Annotated in this window: 13 protein-coding genes; 10 read left to right on the top strand and 3 right to left on the bottom strand. The window is 69.4% G+C overall.

Going from position 1 to position 17151, the window contains the following annotated elements; translation table 11 throughout:
* Positions 1 to 10: 10 nt before the first annotated feature.
* Genes ACFE87_RS01015 through ACFE87_RS01000 form a run of 4 tightly spaced genes read left to right on the top strand, consistent with a single transcriptional unit; the run spans position 11 to position 6022 of the window.
* Positions 11 to 2059, top strand: coding sequence for a hydantoinase/oxoprolinase family protein (locus ACFE87_RS01015; RefSeq protein WP_375457726.1), 2049 nt, complete (start codon positions 11 to 13; stop codon positions 2057 to 2059).
* A complete protein-coding gene (locus tag ACFE87_RS01010; protein ID WP_375457725.1) occupies positions 2056 to 4074 on the top strand; it encodes a hydantoinase B/oxoprolinase family protein in 2019 nt (672 codons plus the stop codon). The genes ACFE87_RS01015 and ACFE87_RS01010 overlap by 4 nt, the downstream gene beginning before the upstream one ends.
* A gap of 5 nt (positions 4075 to 4079) precedes the next feature.
* Positions 4080 to 5258, top strand: coding sequence for an NADH:flavin oxidoreductase/NADH oxidase (locus ACFE87_RS01005; protein ID WP_375457724.1), 1179 nt, complete (start codon positions 4080 to 4082; stop codon positions 5256 to 5258).
* Between the two features lie 8 nt (positions 5259 to 5266).
* Positions 5267 to 6022 (top strand): SDR family NAD(P)-dependent oxidoreductase, encoded by a 756-nt coding sequence (locus ACFE87_RS01000; RefSeq protein ID WP_375457723.1) that lies wholly within the window; start codon positions 5267 to 5269, stop codon positions 6020 to 6022.
* A gap of 37 nt (positions 6023 to 6059) precedes the next feature.
* Here the strand turns inward: ACFE87_RS01000 and ACFE87_RS00995 are convergent, their stop codons facing one another.
* Genes ACFE87_RS00995 through ACFE87_RS00985 form a run of 3 tightly spaced genes read right to left on the bottom strand, consistent with a single transcriptional unit; the run spans position 6060 to position 9304 of the window.
* Positions 6060 to 7265 (bottom strand): FAD-dependent monooxygenase, encoded by a 1206-nt coding sequence (locus ACFE87_RS00995; protein WP_375457722.1) that lies wholly within the window; start codon positions 7263 to 7265, stop codon positions 6060 to 6062.
* A 33-nt stretch (positions 7266 to 7298) separates the two neighbouring features.
* Positions 7299 to 8294 (bottom strand): Bug family tripartite tricarboxylate transporter substrate binding protein, encoded by a 996-nt coding sequence (locus tag ACFE87_RS00990; RefSeq protein ID WP_375457721.1) that lies wholly within the window; start codon positions 8292 to 8294, stop codon positions 7299 to 7301.
* Positions 8295 to 8317: 23 nt separating this feature from the next.
* Complete coding sequence (locus tag ACFE87_RS00985; RefSeq protein WP_375457720.1) at positions 8318 to 9304, bottom strand: Bug family tripartite tricarboxylate transporter substrate binding protein; 987 nt, start codon at positions 9302 to 9304, stop codon at positions 8318 to 8320.
* Positions 9305 to 9497: 193 nt separating this feature from the next.
* Between ACFE87_RS00985 and ACFE87_RS00980 the strand changes: the two genes are divergently transcribed.
* The 6 genes from ACFE87_RS00980 to ACFE87_RS00955 all read left to right on the top strand — a co-directional run bounded on the left by ACFE87_RS00980 (position 9498) and on the right by ACFE87_RS00955 (position 17126).
* The gene (locus ACFE87_RS00980) at positions 9498 to 10418 is read left to right on the top strand and encodes a LysR family transcriptional regulator (protein WP_375457719.1); all 921 of its coding nucleotides are present in this window, start codon (positions 9498 to 9500) and stop codon (positions 10416 to 10418) included.
* A gap of 141 nt (positions 10419 to 10559) precedes the next feature.
* A complete protein-coding gene (locus ACFE87_RS00975) occupies positions 10560 to 12287 on the top strand; it encodes a thiamine pyrophosphate-requiring protein (protein ID WP_375457718.1) in 1728 nt (575 codons plus the stop codon).
* Positions 12288 to 12295: 8 nt separating this feature from the next.
* On the top strand, positions 12296 to 13267 hold the full coding sequence (locus ACFE87_RS00970) for a ketopantoate reductase family protein (protein WP_375457717.1): 972 nt from the start codon (positions 12296 to 12298) through the stop codon (positions 13265 to 13267).
* Positions 13264 to 14850, top strand: coding sequence for an FAD-dependent monooxygenase (locus tag ACFE87_RS00965; protein WP_375457716.1), 1587 nt, complete (start codon positions 13264 to 13266; stop codon positions 14848 to 14850). Before ACFE87_RS00970 ends, ACFE87_RS00965 begins: the two co-directional genes overlap by 4 nt.
* A 94-nt stretch (positions 14851 to 14944) precedes the next feature.
* The gene (locus ACFE87_RS00960) at positions 14945 to 15796 is read left to right on the top strand and encodes a 2-keto-4-pentenoate hydratase (protein WP_375457715.1); all 852 of its coding nucleotides are present in this window, start codon (positions 14945 to 14947) and stop codon (positions 15794 to 15796) included.
* 115 nt (positions 15797 to 15911) lie between these two features.
* Positions 15912 to 17126 (top strand): NADP-dependent isocitrate dehydrogenase, encoded by a 1215-nt coding sequence (locus tag ACFE87_RS00955; protein WP_375457714.1) that lies wholly within the window; start codon positions 15912 to 15914, stop codon positions 17124 to 17126.
* Positions 17127 to 17151: the final 25 nt, after the last annotated feature.

The raw sequence follows: 17151 nt of genomic DNA, 5'->3' as shown, positions 1-17151 counted from the left end.
AGGCAGCACGATGGGCTATCGGGTAGGCGTCGATATCGGCGGGTCGTTCACGGATTTCGCGCTGTTCGACGAGGACACCAGGAGCCTGAAGAGCCTGAAGGTGTTGTCCCGCCCCGACGAGCCGGGAGCCGAGGTCCTGGAAGGCGTTCGGCTCGTGGGCGAACGCTACGGCATCCGGCCCGACGAGATCAGCTACTTCACCCACGGCACGACCGTCGGGGTGAACACGGTGATCCAGCGCAAGGGGCTGCGGCTCGCGCTGTTCACGACCGAGCATTTCCGGGACGTGCTCGAGGTTGCCCGCCTCAAGATCAAGGACATGTACAACCTGCTCTCGAAGCGGGCGCCGCCGCTGATCACGCGCGACCTCGTCTTCGGAGTGGCGGGTCGGCTGAACGCGGATGGGCGGGAATACCAGCCGCTCGACCGGGAGAGTGTCCGGCGGGCGGTCGACGGGGCCCGGGCGGCGAGCGCGGAAGGGATCCTGATCTCCTTCCTGCATGCCTATCGCAATGCCGAGCATGAACTCGCCGCCAAGGCGATCGTGGAGGAACTCGCGCCCGAGATCCCGGTCTTCTGCTCGAGCGAGACCTGGCCCATCATCCGGGAATACGAGCGCACGATCACGGCCGCGATCGGCGCCTACGTTCAGCCGCGCGTCGCCCATTATCTCGGCTCGCTCCAGAAGGCCCTCAAGGATGTCGGCGTGCCGGCCGACCCGCGCCTGACGAAGTCGAACGGCGGCGTCATGACGGCCGAACAGGGCAAGAGCCAGTGCGTACAGATGATCCTGTCCGGCACGGCCTCGGGCGTGATCGGCGCGAGCTACGTTGCCCAGATGTGCGGCATCGCTAGCTGCATGAGCCTCGATATCGGAGGGACTTCCGCCGATGTCGCGATCATCATCGACGGCCAGCCGCAATACGGGGTCGGGGAGCAGATCGGCGACTTCCAGATCTACATCCCGTCGGTCTCGGTGAGCTCGATCGGCGAGGGCGGCGGCTCGATCGCCTGGGTCGACAATCTCGGCGTGCTCAAGGTCGGGCCGGAAAGCGCGGGCTCGCGGCCCGGGCCGGCCTGCTACGGGCGGGGTGGCACGCGCGCGACCATCACGGACGCCTTCGCAGCACTCGGCCTCGTCGGCCTCTCCGACATCGGCTATTCCGCGGTCACGATCGACCGCGACAAGGCCCGGGCGGTGGTGGGCGAATTGGCCGACGCGCTCGGCCGGTCCGTCGAGGAGACCGCGGAGGCGATCATCCGGATCGCCGTCTCCGGCATGTATTCGGACGTGAGTGCGCTCGTCTCGCGTTTCGGCATCGACCCGCGCGAATTCTCCTGCCTCGCCTTCGGGGGCGCGGGGCCCATGCTGGCCTGTTTCCTCGCCCGGGAACTCGGCATGCAGGAGGTGGTGGTGCCGGTGACGCCCGGCGTTCTCTCCGCGCTCGGCGGCCTGATCGCGGACCTGAAGAGCGACTTCATCAAGACGCTCTATCTCGACCTCGACGACAAGGCCTCGCCCCTGATCCGATCCGAATACGCGGCCCTGAGGGAGCGGGCGCTCGCCTGGCTGCAGCGCGACCAGGGCTATGAGGGCCCGCACAAGCTCGTCTACTCGGCCGAGCTGCGCTACCGCGGGCAATCCTTCGAACTGGATACGCCCCTCGACGAAGAGGCCGTCGAGGCAGGCGACATCGTCGCTCTCGTGGACGCCTTCCATGTCGAGCATGAGCGCATCTACGGCCATGCCGACCGGCAGGCGGACGTGCAGGTCATCTCTCTCCGGCTCGTGATCAGCGGGGAGACCGCGAAGCCCGACTTTCAGCGCCACGCGCTTCGGCCCGGCCCCGCTGAAGTCACGCGCGAAGCCGAGGTCTGGCTCGACGGCGAGAGCCGCCGCGTCGCCGTGTACCGCCGGGCCGACCTGGTTCCCGGGCAGCATTTCGCCGGCCCGGCCGTCGTCACCCAGGACGATTGCACGACCGTCATGCCGCCGGGCGTCGTCGCCCGGGTCGACGAATACGGCAATCTGCGCATCGTGCCGGAGGCAGGGCGATGAAGCTCGACCCGACGACGCTCCAGGTCCTGGCCAATTATTGCGCGGCCGCGGCCGAGAGCATGGGCTGGACGCTGATGCGGACCGCCCACTCGACCTTCGTCAAGGAGACCGAGGACTTTTCCTGCCAGGTGCTGACGCCAGACGGGCTCACGGTCGCCTCGCCGAAGACCTTCGGGGCGACCTGGTATACGGGCCTCGATTACGGCGACGTCATCAAGCTCTTCGACTATCGCGAAGGCGACATCTGCCTGACGAGTGACCCCTATGCGGGCTATGTCGCGACGCATACCCCGGACATCCACCTCTGGAAGCCGGTCTTCCGGGACGGCGAGATCGTCTGCTTCGTCGGCAACCACATCCACAACACCGATGTCGGCGGCGCGGTCCCGGCGACCCTGTCCCGCAGCCTGACGGAGATCCAGCAGGAGGGGCTCCGCATTCCCCCCATGCGCCTCATGCGCGACGGCGTCATGAACGAGGATCTCCTGCGCATCATCGCGAACAACGTCCGCATGCCGGAGCAGAATTGGGGCGACCTCAACGCCCAGATCGCCTGCGTGAATGTCGGCGAGCGCAAGATCCACGAGATCATCGACCGTTTCGGCAAGGACGACTTCAAGGCCGGCCTCTACGACCTGCTCGATTATGCCGAGAACCAGGCGCGCGCGGTGATCCGGGACATTCCGGACGGCGAGTATTTCTTCGCCGACTATGCCGACGAGGACCAGGCGGGCGGCTATCCGGTCCGCGTCGCCGTGACCCTGAAGATCCATGGCGACACGCTCACGGTCGACTATACCGGAAGCGACCCGCAGCTCGCCTCCTCGCTGAACATGCCGACCGGCGGCAAGGAGCGGCATTCGCTCGTCACCGTCGGGACGGTCTATTCGCTCTACTGCCTCAACCCCACGATGATGCTGAATGCCGGCCTCGTCCGGCCGACGCGGGCGATCCTGCCGGAAGGGTCGGTCATGAATGCCGTGATGCCAGCCGCGGTCGGCATGCGGAGCCTGATGTCGAACCTCGCCCAGACGGTCGTGATCGGCGCCTTCTGCCGCGCCCTGCCAGCCCGCTTCCCGGCCTCTCCCGGGAGCGGCATGAGCCTGATGAACGTGAAGACGAGCACCCGGGCCGGCCGCGCCGTCATGGCCTCGATCGGCCCCGTCGGCGGCGGCGCCGGCGGCGGTCCGTTCCGGGACGGCGCGGAGGGGGGCGGGGCGAACATGTCCTACCTCAAGAACACGCCGGTCGAGATCAACGAGGCCGAGATCCCGGTCCGCATCCTGCGCTATGGGCTCGTGCCGGATTCCGGCGGGCCCGGCCGCTACCGCGGCGGCTCGGCCTGCGAGATGGAGTTCCAGGTCTTCGCGCCGGGCTCCATGGTCACGGCCCGCAACCGCGACCGCTCGGTCTTCTCAGCCTGGGGCCTGCGGGGCGGCGGCTCCGGCCGCGTCTCGCGATTCATCCAGAACCCCGATACCGAGCGGGCCATCGAACTCGGCTCGCAGGACGTCGTCCTGTGCGAGCCGGGCGATATCATCCTGATCCAGGGGCCCGGGGCGGGCGGCTACGGCGACCCGACCGAACGGCCCGAGAGCGCGGTGCTGCACGACGTGCGCTGCGGTTTCATCTCGGCCGAGCGGGCGAGGTCGGATTACGGGGTCGCGATCGGCTCGGACGGCGAGGTCGATGCGGCTGAGACCGCCCGGTTGCGCGGCGAGATGGCCCGGCGCCGGCCGACGCATCTCTTCGGCCACGGCCCGGGCCGGATCGCCTTCGAGCGGGTCTGGACGGTCGACCGTTACGGCGCCCTGACCAGGATCCTGGCCGAGCTTCCGGTCACCTGGCGCTTCTTCGTCAAGCACCAGATCTTCGCGGCGCTGAAAGGCCGGGTGGCGCCGGTGGAAGGCGGTGCGGAGGACGTGTACCGCGCCTATGACGACGTGGTGGCCCGGTTCGAGGACCTCCCGCGGGTGTCGCCGCCGGCCCGCCAGGCGGCGGTCGCGGCCGAGTAGCCGGCATGGGTGTCCACGAACCTGGCGCGCTGTTGTTCAGCCCGTACCGGCTGCGCGAGGTCACCTTCCCGAACCGGATCGTGATCGCCCCGATGCAGATGTACAAGGCGGCGCCCGACGGGAAGGCCACGGACTGGCATTTCCAGCACCTCGCGAAATACGCCATCGGCGGTGCCGGGACCGTGATGACCGAGGCGCTGATCGTGGACCCCATCGGCCGCAACACCTACGGTGATCTCGGCATCTGGTCGGACGAGCATGTGCCGCCCTTGGCGCGCATCGCGGATTTCCTGCACGGGCAGGGGGCGGTCGCGGCCGCGCAACTCCACCATGCCGGCCCGAAATCCTCCCGCCAGCGGCCATGGGAAGGTCTCGGCCCCCTCGGCGAGGCCGAGGCGGCCAAGGGCGAGCCGCCCTGGCAGCCGGTGAGTTCGACCGGCGACAGCAGCGTTGCCGGCTGGCACACGCCGCGGTCGATGTCGGAGGGCGAGATCCAGGCCCTGCTCGTCGCCTATCGCGAAGGTGCGCGGCGGGCCGACGAGGCCGGGTTCGACGTCCTCGATATCCACGCGGCCCACGGCTATCTCATCCACGCCTTCCTCTCGCCGGTCGCGAACAGGCGGGACGACGCCTATGGCGGCGATCTCGCGGGCCGCATGCGGCTCGCGCTTGAGATCGCCGAACACGTTCGGGAGAGCTGGCCGGAGGAGAAGCCGCTCTTCTTCCGCCTCTCCTGCGTCGACTGGCGCCCGGATCTCGACAGCCGGACGGACGGATGGCGGATCGAGGATAGCTGCGTGCTGGCGCGCGAACTCGCCGCCCGCGGCGTCGACCTCATCGATTGCTCGTCCGGCGGCATACGGGCCGAGAATTCGATGATGGATTACAAGAAGATGCGGAGGAAGCTGAAGCGCGGGCATCAGGTGCCCTATGCCGAGACGATCCGGCGCGAGACCGGCATCCCGACCATGGCGGTCGGCGTCATCCTGGACGGGCCGCAGGCCGAGGCCATCCTCCAGGCGGGCCAGGCGGACCTGATCGCGATCGGCCGCGAGGCTCTGACCGACCCGCATTGGGGATTGCACGCGGCCCAGGCGCTCGGGATCGACCCCGATTGGGAGAAATGGCCGCCCTCCTACGGCTGGTGGCTGCAATTGCGCGACGCCATCGGCGTCGAGGCCTGAGGCACCGGATGGACATTCGCCTGCATGACCGCGTGGTCCTGATCTCCGGCGCAGCCCAGGGGATCGGGCGCGCGATGGCCCTGGTCTTCAAGGCGGCGGGCGCGACCATCCACCTGACGGATCTCGACGAGGCCGGCGTCGCGGCGGCCGGGGCCAGCCTGTCCGCGCCCGCTCACGCCTGCGACCTCTCCGACCGGGCCGCCGCCCATGCCCTGGTCCGAAAGATCGCGGAAGCCGAGGGCCGGCTCGACATTCTGGCGCTCGCGGCGGGCGGGGTGCGGGGCCAGGTCGGCCGGCCGATCGAGGAGATCACGGAGGAGGACTGGCGCTCGCTCTTCCAGGCCAATGTCGATGGGGCGTTCTGGTTATCGCAGGCGGCCTCGCCGCATCTGAAACGGTCCGGCTGGGGCCGCATCGTGATGATCGCCTCCGGCGCCGGATTGCGGCCGAGTCTGACCGGCATCCAGGCTTATGCGGCCGCGAAACACGCGGTCGTCGGCCTCGTCCGGCAGCTGTCCTGGGAACTCGCGCCGCACGGCACCACCGTGAACGGGGTCGCGCCGGGCCTGATCCTGACGAATCCGGCCACCCACGAGCAATGGGAAAGCTACGGCCCCGAGGGACGGCAGCGCATCCTCGACGGTCTCCATACCCGGCGCCTCGGCTCGGCCGAGGACATCGCGACCGCTGCCCTGTTCCTGGCGAGCGAGCAGGCCGGCTGGATCACGGGCCAGATACTCTCCGTCGACGGCGGCCGCCTCTGAGGCATTCGCCCTCGCCACCAGCGCCCGAGGCGCCGCGTCAGATTTCGACCTGCATGGCGTCGTAGGCGAACAGCCAGTCGTAGCGGCTCCGCACCGTCTCGGGTTTCCATTCGGTCTCGACGTACCGGATGGCGGCGTCGCGATCGGCCAGGACCGGGTTGTGGAAACGCGCCGTGTTGGCCCGGGACCCGTTCACGATCGCCGATGTCCGGGGCAGGCGCAGCGCCTCGTAGCGGGCGAAGGCGCCGGCCGCATCACTCCCGTAGGCCTCGAGGCAGCGCGTGAGAACGATCGCGTCCTCGATCGCCATAATGGCGCCCTGAGCGAGGAAGGGCAGGGTCGGGTGGCAGGCATCGCCCAGCAGGGTGACGCGGCCCGACGTCCAGCGCTCGAGGGAAGGGCGCTGCAGCAGAGCCCAGAGATAGGGCGTGCCGGCCTCGGCGATGACCTGCCGGATGAGCGGATGCCAGCCTTCGAAATCCGCCAGGCTTTCGGCCGTCGTGCCCGCCTCCGTCCAGGATTCATTCCGCCAGTCGTCGCGCTCGACGAGGCCGACGAAATTCATCACGGTCTCCCCCCGGAGCGGGTAGGTGATGCAATGGCCGCCCGGTCCGACCCAGTTCGTGCCGACATTGCGGCGCAGGCTCGCCGGGAGCGCCGCCATCGGGGCGAGCCCGCGCCAGGCCACGATCCCGGTGAACTCGGCCGCGTCTTCGCCGAACAACGCGCGACGAACGACGGAATGCACGCCGTCGGCGCCGATCATCAGGTCGGCCCTGGCTTCGGCCCCGTTCGCGAAGCGCAGCGAGACATCGTCGCCGGACTGGCCGAGGTCCGTCAGGCGGTGGCCCGTATGGACCGATCCCGGCGCTTCCCGCAAAACCGCATCGAGCAGGACCCGATGGAGGTCGCCCCGGTGGATCATCCAATAAGGGGCACCGAACCGGCGCATGGAATCCTCGCCGAGGTCGAAGAGCGGCCAGGTTTCGCCCGTATTCCAGATCCGGACTTCCTTGCCGGCCGCCTCGACCGCGCCCTTGGCCATGAGGGCGCTCTCGAGCCCGAGATGGCGGAGGATCCGCGTCCCGTTCGGCGCCAGCTGCACGCCCGCGCCGAGTTCCAGCAACTCCGGAGCCTGCTCGTAGACATCGACGCGGTAGCCCGCCCGGAGCAGGCTCAGTGCGAGCGTGAGGCCGCCAATCCCTGCGCCGACGATCGCGCAATGGTGCTTCATCGCGGCCATGTCAGCCTGTCCGGGCCGGGAAAGACGTCCGGCTCAGGGGTCGATCTTCACGTCGGCGGCCTTCGCCACCGCCGTCCAGGCCTGGATGTCCGACGCGATCCGGGCTGCGAACTCGCCCGCCGAGCTGCCGACCGCGTCCGTCGAGAGGCTGCGAAGTCGCTCCCGCACGTCCGGCTCGGTCAGGATCTTGCGGCAGGCGTCTTCGAGCTTCGCTATGATCGCGGGCGGCGTGCCGGCGGGCGCGAAGAGCCCGGTCCAGAGGGTCACCTCCATGCCCGGGATTCCGGCCTCGGCCATGGTCGGCACGTCCGGCAATTCGGGCAGTCGTGCCGTGGCCGTCGTCGCGAGAGCCCTGAGCTTCCCGTCCTGCACGAGCGACATGGCCGGCAATGTCTCGACGAGCGTCGCGGTGGTCTGCTTGCCGAGCACGGATACCACGGCGTCGTTGCTGCTCCGGTAGGTGACGCGCTGCAGGTCGGCGCCGGTCTTCATCTTGAACAGCTCGGTCGCGAGCGTGAAGGAGGGCGAGGACGTGGCGTAATTGCCCTTCGAGGCATTCGCCTTGGTCCAGTCGATGAACTCGGCGACGCTGCGGAACGCCGTCTCGCCTCCGACGACGAGGATGAGCGGATAGGTGCCGAAGAGGGAGACGGGCGCGAAATTCTTCAGCGTCTCGTAGTTCATGCGCGTGTAGACGGCCGGCGCGATCGACATGGCCCCGCTCGCGCCGACGAGGAGGGTGTATCCGTCGGGGGGCTCGCGCATGACGGAGGTGGCGGCGAGCACGCCGCCGGCTCCGGGCTTGTTCTCCACCACGACCGGTTGGCCGAGACGCGTCGCGAGCTTTTCGCCCAGCACCCGGGCCAGGATGTCGTTGCCGCCGCCTGCCGCGAAGCCGACCACGAGGCGAACGGGGCGCGTCGGGTAGTCGACGGGTCCCTCGGCGCGGGCTGGAACCAGGCCGTAGGCCAGGAGCGAAGCGAGCCCGAGCACAGCCGAGAGACGACGCGAGAGCGATGCCTGAACCATGATGCGATCCTCCCGGACGATGCTCAATCCGCCGTGATGTCGGCGTCCTTCACGACCTTGGACCAGCGCGGGCCGTCCCTGGCCATCAGGGCGGCGAGCTGCTCGGGCGGGCCGCCACGGGCGACGAGGCCCTGCTTCTCGAGCGCCGACCGTACGGACGGCTGGGCCAGAATTTCGTTGAAGACGGTATTGTAGCGGTCGACGATCGCTTTCGGCGTCTCGGCCGGCGCGAGCACGCCGTACCAGAGATCCACGTCGAACCCGTCGACGCCGGATTCCGCGAGGGTCGGCACCGTGGGCGCTTGCGGGACCCGCCTCTCGCTGCCGACGGCGAGGATGCGGATCTGCCCGCTCTCGGCGAGGGGCAGGGCGGTGTGGACGGGCAGGAACATGGCCGAGACATGCCCGCCGGCCAGATCCTTCAACGCGCCTGCCGATCCCGTATAGGGCACGTGCTTCAGGTCGATGCGGCTCGTGAGCTTGAACAGCTCCATCGCGAGATGCTGCGGCGTCCCCCGGCCGGGCGAGGCGTAGTTGATGACGCCGGGCTTTGCCCTGGCGGCCTCGATCAAGCCAGCGAGGGTCGACACTCCGAGCAAGGGATGGACGGCGAGGGCGAGGGCGCCGATCGCGACCTCGGCGATCGGCACGAAGCTCTTCTGCGGATCGTAATTCACGGAGCGATAGAGGCTCACATTCATCACGAAGGTGTTCACGGTGACGAGAAGCGTGTGGCCGTCCGGTGTGGCGCGGGCGGCCGCCTGGGTGCCGATATTGCCGCTCGCGCCCGCCCGGTTCTCGACGATCACCGGCTGGTTCCAGCGCTGCCGGACCTCCTCAGCCAGGATGCGGGCGAGGGAATCGGGCCCGGTACCGGGCGTGAACGGGACCAGCAGCATGATGGTGCGGTCGGACAGGCCCTGCGCCGCGGCGGGACCGACGATGCCGGCGAGGGACGCGGTCGCACACGCGACTCCCGATCGCAGCAGCCACCTGCGGTCTCGCTCCATAACATTCTCCCGGTCCGGCCGGCTGTTCCGCCGGCTCCCGGTGACCTCGAAGATCACCCGACCACGACGCTAGAGACTGCGATGCGGAGGCGCCAGAAGCATGTTCGATCAAGAGCTGAAGGAAAAAGCTTCAGACCTCGGCATGCGATGACGTAGAGCAGGGCGCGCGATCCTCGGACGGAGCGGACCAGCGATGTTGTTGCGCAAGATCCGATGCTTCGTGGAGGTCGCCCGGCGCGGCAGCTTCACGGCGGCGGCGCAGCAGCTGAGGCTGTCGCAACCCTCGCTCGGCGCGCATGTGCGCCAGCTCGAGGAGCGCTACGGCATCGCGCTGTTCGACCGCCACGGCCGCGGGGCGACGCTGACCGCTGCGGGCCGCCGCCTGTTTCCCCAGGCCGAGGCCCTGCTCGCGGAGGCCGACCGGACCGAACTCGCGCTCCGGGCCATGCGCCAGGAGGAACCGGCCCGGCTGCTCTTCGGCGTCACGCCGACGGCGCAAGCCACCCTCGCCCCGGAACTCCTGCAGCGTTGCGCGGTCCAGCGGCCCGGAACGGAACTGGTGCTGATCCCCGGGCTGAGCGACGACCTCAGGCGGCAGATCGAGGCCGGTGACATCGACGCGGCCGTCCATTACGGGCGGCCCGGGGAGGCGGCCGATGGTTCGCGTGCTCTCTACGCGGAGGATCTCTATCTGGTCGGCAAGCCGGGCGCGCTCGGCCGCGGCCGGACGGTCGCCTTCGCCGAGCTGCCATCCGTGCCCCTCGTGCTGGAGCGCCGCTTCCAGGTCTTTCGCCGGCTCCTGGAACAGGTCGCGGCCGAGCGCGGCCTCCAGCTTGACGTTCGGCACGAGGTCGAACCAGTGGACGCCAAGCGAGCTCTCATCCGGCGCTACGGCGTCTTCGCGGTGGCGCCGCTCGGGCTCTTCCTCGACGAGATCCGGGGCGGTGAAATGGGCGCCTGGCGCATCGTGTCCCCCCACCTTCGTTTCACGCTCTACCTGGCCCGGCGCTCGGGCCTGCCGGAGCCGCTCTCGCAGGCCCTGGACCGCTGGCTCGACGCGAGCGTCGCCGCCATCGTGGCGGCGGGCGAATTGCGATGGCACCCGCTCGCCTGAGCCGGAGCTTTTTCCTTCCGCTCGTGGTCGAACATGCTTCTGGCTCCTCTTTGGTCGGCCCTATAGCCTCCGCGACAAGAGAAGATCGAGGGAGGCCGCCATGAAGCGGGCGGCAGCGCCACGGGTGACCCGGAGAAGTCCGTGACGGACCACACGACGGCGCATCACGTGCTGCGCGGGCTGGACGAGATCGGGATCGACTACGTCTTCGCCAATCTCGGCACGGACCACGTCTCCCTGATCGAAGACATGGCCGACTGGGAGGAGGGGCGGCGCCCGACGGTGCTCCTCGTCCCGCACGAGAATGTCGCCATGCACATGGCGGGCGGCTACGCGATGGCGACCCGACGCGGCCAGGCGGTGCTTGTCCATGTCGATGCCGGCACGGCGAATGCCGCGATGGGCGCCCACAACCTGTTCCGAGGCCGGATTCCGGTCCTTCTCCTTGCCGGCAAGGCTCCCTTCGCGCTGCACGGCGAATTGCCGGGTGCGCGCGACAATTACGTCCACTATGTCCAGGACCCCTTCGACATCGCGAGCGTCGTCCGGCCCTACGTGAAGTGGGAATATACGCTGCCGAGCGGCTATGTCGCCAAGGAGGCCCTCCGCCGCGCCCAGGCCGTGATGGAGAGCGACCCGCCTGGTCCCGTCTATATGACCCTGCCGCGCGAGGTCCTGGCCGAAACGGTGGAGACGCCCCGCATCCGCTCCTTCGGGGCCGAGGGCTACGGCCCGGTGCGGGCCGGAGGCGTGGCCCCCGAGGTCGCAGCCGAGATCGCCACGGCGCTCCTCGCGGCCGAGAAGCCGGTCGCCGTCGCGAGCTATCTCGGTCGCGATTCCGAGGCTCCGCCCCTTCTCGAGGCGCTCGCCCGCGAGACCGGGATGCGAGTGGTCGAGGCGAACCCGACCTATCTCAACATCGATCGCGCCTCCCCGGCCTTTGCCGGATTCGAGGCCGGACCGGTTCTCGCGGGTGCCGATCTCGGGCTTCTCCTCGACGTGGACGTGCCCTTCCTGCACGGGCAGGCGCCGGACGCGGATGCGATGCGCTGGATCCAGGTCGACATGGATGCCGGCAAGCGCGCCTTCCCGATGTGGGGCTTCCGGACCGACCTGCGCTGCGAGGCCGACACCGCGACCGTGCTCCGGCAGGTGCTGGAGGCGGTGCGAGGGCGGACCGACGAGGCCGCCCGGGCCCGGATCGCCGGCCGGGTCGCAGGCTGGGACGCTCCGAACGCCTCCCGCCGCGACCGCATCGCGGGCGCGGGCTTATCGCTCGGGGGAGAGGACGCGATCGGCCCGGACGCGGTCTGCGCGGCGCTCGCCCGGCAACTCCGGCCGGAGGACGTCGTCGTGAACGAGGCAATCCGCAACACGGGCGCAGTGTTGAACCAGCTCGCGCGGAGCCTGCCCGGCACCTATTTCGCCAATGCGGGCGGCGGCCTCGGCTTCAGCGGCGGCGCCGCGCTCGGGCTGAAGCTCGCGGGTCCGGACCGGCGCGTGGTCGCATTGGTCGGCGATGGCACCTTCCATTTTTCGGCGCCCGATTCCGTCTTCGCGACCGCGCAGCAATACGGCCTGCCGATCCTCGTCGTCGTCCTCGACAATCGTGGCTGGTCGGCCGTGAAACAGGCGACGCTGCGGATGTATCCGAAGGGGAGGGCAGCCGAGACCGACCGCTTCCAGTCGCGGCTCGAGAGCGGGCGCCAGGACGAGGTCCGCCGCTTCGACAGGATCGCCGAGGCCTTCGGTGCGCACGGCGAATACCTGCGCGAGCCGGCCGGGCTCGACCAGGCGATCGCGCGCTGCCTCGCCGCCATCGACGGCGGCCGGGCCGCCCTGCTGCATGTGCGGGTGACGCCGCTGTGAGCGCGCCCGTGCCGCGCACGATCCTGGTCGTCGGCGCCGGCGCCATCGGCGGCCTCTTCGCCGCGATGCTGGCCGGCGTGGCCCGCGTGGTCGCCTTCGACCTCAGCCGCCCGCATATCGATGCGATCCGTGCGGAGGGGCTGCGGATCACTGGCGCGAGCGAGCGCATGGCGCGGATCGAGGCCGAGTACGATCCGTCGGCTCTTGCCGGCATCGGGGCCGAGGTCGCGATCATGCTGGTCAAATCGGCCGCGACCGGCGCGGCGCTGGCCTCGGTCGCGCCGGCTCTGGCCGAGGGCGCGCTTCTGGTGACGCTGCAGAACGGAATGGGCAATGCGGAGGCGCTGCGGGCCGGGACGGCGCCGGTCGCGCGCGGGACCACCATGCACGCGGCGCGTCTCGTCGGGCCGGGCCACATCGAGCATCTCATCGCCGGTCCGACGACGCTCGGGCCGGTCCGGGGCGGTATAGAGGACGTGCGGCCGCTCGTCCTGCTGATGAGGGAGGCCGGTCTCGAGGCCGAGGCGGTCGCGGACCCGATGGGCGCGGTCTGGTCGAAATTCGTCTTCAACGCCGTGATGAACCCGGTCGGTGCGCTCGCGCTCGGCGTGAACGCGGCCCGCTACGAGGTGGCGGAGATGCGGGCCCTCATCGACCAGATGGCGGAGGAATGCCTCGCCGTCGTCGCGGCTCTGGGCGGCAGGCCCGCGGGCGATCCGCTGGCCTACGTCCGACGGGTCCGCTCGGGCGAGGCGCCGATGTCGCGCCACGCGGGCTCGATGGCGCTCGACATGGCGCGCGGCGTTCCGACCGAGATCGACGAACTCACGGGCTTCGTGGTGCGGGAGGGCGAGCGGCTCGGGGTGCCGGTCGCGGCCTGCCGCACCGTCTACAGGCTGGTGAAGGGCATGGAACGCGCACGAGCTCTCGGGGCCGCCTACGGGCCAGCCGCGACGGGCGATGGGGACAGCAAGGCATGAGTGCGAAGGACAGCGCCGTCGTGATCTCCGGGGGAGGCCCGGTTGGTCTCGGTCTCGCGATCTCGCTCGCGCAGCGGGGCGTCCCCTCGATCGTGGTCGAGCGCTACCCGCAGCCGCAGCCGATTCCGCGCGGGCAGAACCTGACCCAGCGCACGATGGAGCATTTCCATTTCTGGGGGATCGAGAAGGAGCTCCGGGACGCCCGCACCATCCCGCCCGAATACGGGATCGGCGGCATGACGAGCTACGGCACGCTGCTCGGCGACTACCATTACGACTGGCTGAAGCGGGCGCTCGTCCGGCCCTTCTACTACACGGACAACGAGCGGCTGCCCCAATACGAGACGGAGGCCGTGCTGCGGAAGCGGGCGGCCGAATTCGCCCCGATCACGATCCTCTACGGCTGGTCCGTCGAAGGCGTCGACCAGGATGCGGACGGCGTGCGGGTCGTGATCACGGAGCGGCGCGGGAGCGGCCGGCGCGAGCTTCGCGCGGATTACGCAGTCGGTTGCGACGGCAGCCGCTCGATCGCCCGGGAAAGCGCCGGCATCACGCAGACCCGGTCCGACCACGACCGGCTCATGGTCCTGCTCGTCTTCCGGTCGGAGGCCCTGCACGAGCTCCTGAAACGCTACCCGGGCAAGTCTTTCTACAATGTCCTTCATCCGCGTCTCGAAGGCTATTGGCAGTTTTTCGGCCGGGTCGATCTCGGCCGCACCTTCTTCTTCCACGCCCCGGTGCCGCCGGACACCACGGCCGAGACCGGGGACTTCCCGGCCCTCCTGCAGGAAGCGGCAGGCGCCGAATTCGATGTCGAGATCATCCATGTCGGGTTCTGGGACCTGCGTTTCGCGATCGCGGACCGGTATCGCCACGGTCGGGTGTTCGTGGCGGGCGACGCGGCCCACAGCCACCCGCCCTATGGCGGCTACGGCATCAATACGGGCTTCGAGGATGCCGTGAATCTCGGCTGGAAGATCGCGGCCGTCGAGGCGGGCTGGGGCGGGGAGCGCCTTCTCGACAGCTACGATGCCGAGCGCCGGCCGGTCTTCGAATCGACCGCGCGCGACTTCATCGCGAAGTCGATCACGGAGGATCGCGACTTCCTGGCCAGCCACGATCCGGCCGTCGACCGGGAGGCCTTCGAGCGGGAATGGGAGGCCCGGCAATCGGGCGCGGCGGCCGAGGTCGACGCGTTCGAGCCGAATTACGAGGGCTCTCCCATCGTCGGATCGGGAGGCGGTCCGACGCCCAGCGCCGTCGGCAGCCACCGCTTTCCGGCGCGGGCCGGGCACCATCTCGCTCCGCTCACGCTCGGCACGGGGGGCAACGTCTACGAGGCCCTCGGCTCCGGCTTCACGCTCGTCGCGCTCGGGCTGCCGGACGAGGCGACGCGGGCCTGGGAGGAGGGCGCGGGGGCGCTCGGCCTGCCGCTCTCCGTCGTTCGGAGCGACCGGACCGGAGAGGCGGCGCGCTGGGAGGCCGGGCTCATCCTTGTTCGACCGGACCAGTTCGTCGCCTGGGCCGGCGAGATGGACGGGGCCGATCCCGGCCGCATCCTTCGCGAGGCGATCGGCGTCTGACGCGAGCCGGCGCGTCCGCCGCGGCAGGCGGATGCGCCCTTTACGGGCCCGCGTCGGCCGTCGATGGTGAGCGCAATTGCGGGAGGACATCACCATGCGCCTGGTCACGTCATTCGCGGCGGCCCTGATCGCTTTGCCGGCCACGGCGCTCGCAGCCTGCCCGGAGCCGGCCGAGATCGAACGGTTCGCGGCCGATTGGGCGGCGAAGCGCCCAACCAAGGGCTTTGCGGTCGACACCCTGGCGGATGCGGGCTGCGCCCGCGACCGGATTGTCGCCCTGCTCGAGCGGAGCGGCGGCAAGGTGGTCGGCTACAAGGCCGCGCTGACCGCGAAGGCGGTGCAGGAGCGTTTCAAGGCGAATGCGCCGGTCGCCGGAATCCTTCTCGACACGATGATCGTTCCGGATGGCAGCAAGGTCCCGGCCGGCTTCGGCGCGCGCCCGCTCTTCGAGGCGGACATGCTGCTCGTCGTGAAGGACGAGGGCATCAACGGCGCGAAGACGCCGGACGAGGCCATGGCCCACATCTCGGCCATGCGGCCCTTCATCGAACTGCCCGACCTCGCTCTTGCGCCCGGCGAGAAGCTCGAAGGGACACAGCTTCTCTCGGTGAACGCCGCCGCCCGTCTCGGCGTGGTCGGCGCGGTCGTGCCGCTTCCGCCCGGGCCGGAGACGGTCCGCATGCTGGCCGAGACCCGGATCGTCATGACTGACGGCACCGGCGCGGTCCTCGGGGAAGGGCTCGGCTCGGCGACGCTCGGCAACCCCTTGAACGCCGTCGTCTGGCTCGCGGCCGACCTTGCCGCCTCCGGCCGCAAGCTGAAGGCCGGCGATCTGTTGAGCGTCGGATCGTTCTCGGCCCTGCTTCCGCCGAAGGCCGGCCAGCGGGTCGAGGTGCGCTACGAGGGCCTGCCCGGGACGCCGAAGGTTTCGGTCACGTTCGAATAGCCGGAAGGTCCGCCGGCAAGCCTTCCCGCCACCCTCTCACCGCGATAAGAGCCCGATGACTCGCCGCCCCGAACGGGCGGCAGGCGGCTTTTGCGCGTTCTGGCAGGTGAGATCCATGGCGAAGATCAAGGTAGCGAACCCCGTCGTCGAGCTCGATGGGGACGAGATGACCCGGATCATCTGGCAGGTCATCAAGGACAAGCTGATCCACCCCTATCTCGACGTCGACCTCGACTATTACGATCTCGGCGTCGAGCACCGCGATGCAACGAACGACAAGGTCACGGTCGATGCCGCCGAGGCGATCAAGCGGCACGGCGTCGGCGTGAAATGCGCCACCATCACGCCCGACGAGCAGCGCGTCGAAGAGTTCAAGCTCAAGGACATGTGGAAGTCGCCGAACGGCACGATCCGCAACATCCTGGGCGGCGTGATCTTCCGCGAGCCGATCATCTGCAAGAACGTGCCCCGCCTCGTGCCGGGCTGGACCCAGCCGATCGTGGTCGGGCGCCACGCCTACGGCGATCAGTACAAGGCGACCGATTTCAAGGTGCCGGGCAAGGGCCGGCTCACCATCAAGTTCGAGGGCGAAGACGGCACCGTCATCGAGCGGGAGGTGTTCAAGTTCCCAAGCGCCGGTATCGCCCAGGCGATGTACAACCTCGACGACTCGATCCGCGACTTCGCCCGCGCCTCGCTGAACTACGGCCTCAACCGCAAGTACCCGGTCTACCTCTCGACCAAGAACACCATCCTCAAGGCCTATGACGGGCGCTTCAAGGACCTGTTCGAGGAGGTTTACCAGGACGAGTTCAAGTCGCGCTTTGCCGCGCTCGGCATCACCTACGAGCACCGCCTGATCGACGACATGGTCGCCTCGGCGCTGAAATGGTCCGGCGGCTATGTCTGGGCGTGCAAGAACTACGATGGCGACGTCCAGTCCGACACGGTCGCGCAGGGCTTCGGCTCGCTCGGGCTGATGACCTCGGTCCTGCTCACGCCGGACGGCAAGACGGTCGAGGCCGAGGCCGCCCACGGAACGGTCACGCGGCATTACCGCGAGCACCAGAAGGGCAAGGAGACCTCGACCAACTCGATCGCGTCGATCTTTGCCTGGACCCGAGGCCTCTCGCACCGCGCGAAGCTCGACGGCAACGACGAACTCGCCCGTTTCGCGACCACCCTCGAGACCGTCTGTGTCGACACGGTCGAGGCCGGCTTCATGACGAAGGACCTTGCGCTCCTGGTCGGCGCGGATCAGACGTGGCTTTCGACGACGGGCTTCCTCGACAAGGTGGACGAGAATCTCCGGACGGCGATGGGTGCGTGAAATGCGGCCCGCCGTGCACCTTTTC

Source organism: uncultured Enterovirga sp., from assembly GCF_964242715.1.
Taxonomy (GTDB): Bacteria; Pseudomonadota; Alphaproteobacteria; order Rhizobiales; family Beijerinckiaceae; genus Enterovirga.
The sequence above is the reverse complement of the archived record's forward strand: the minus strand, read 5'-3'. Positions and strand labels throughout refer to the sequence as shown.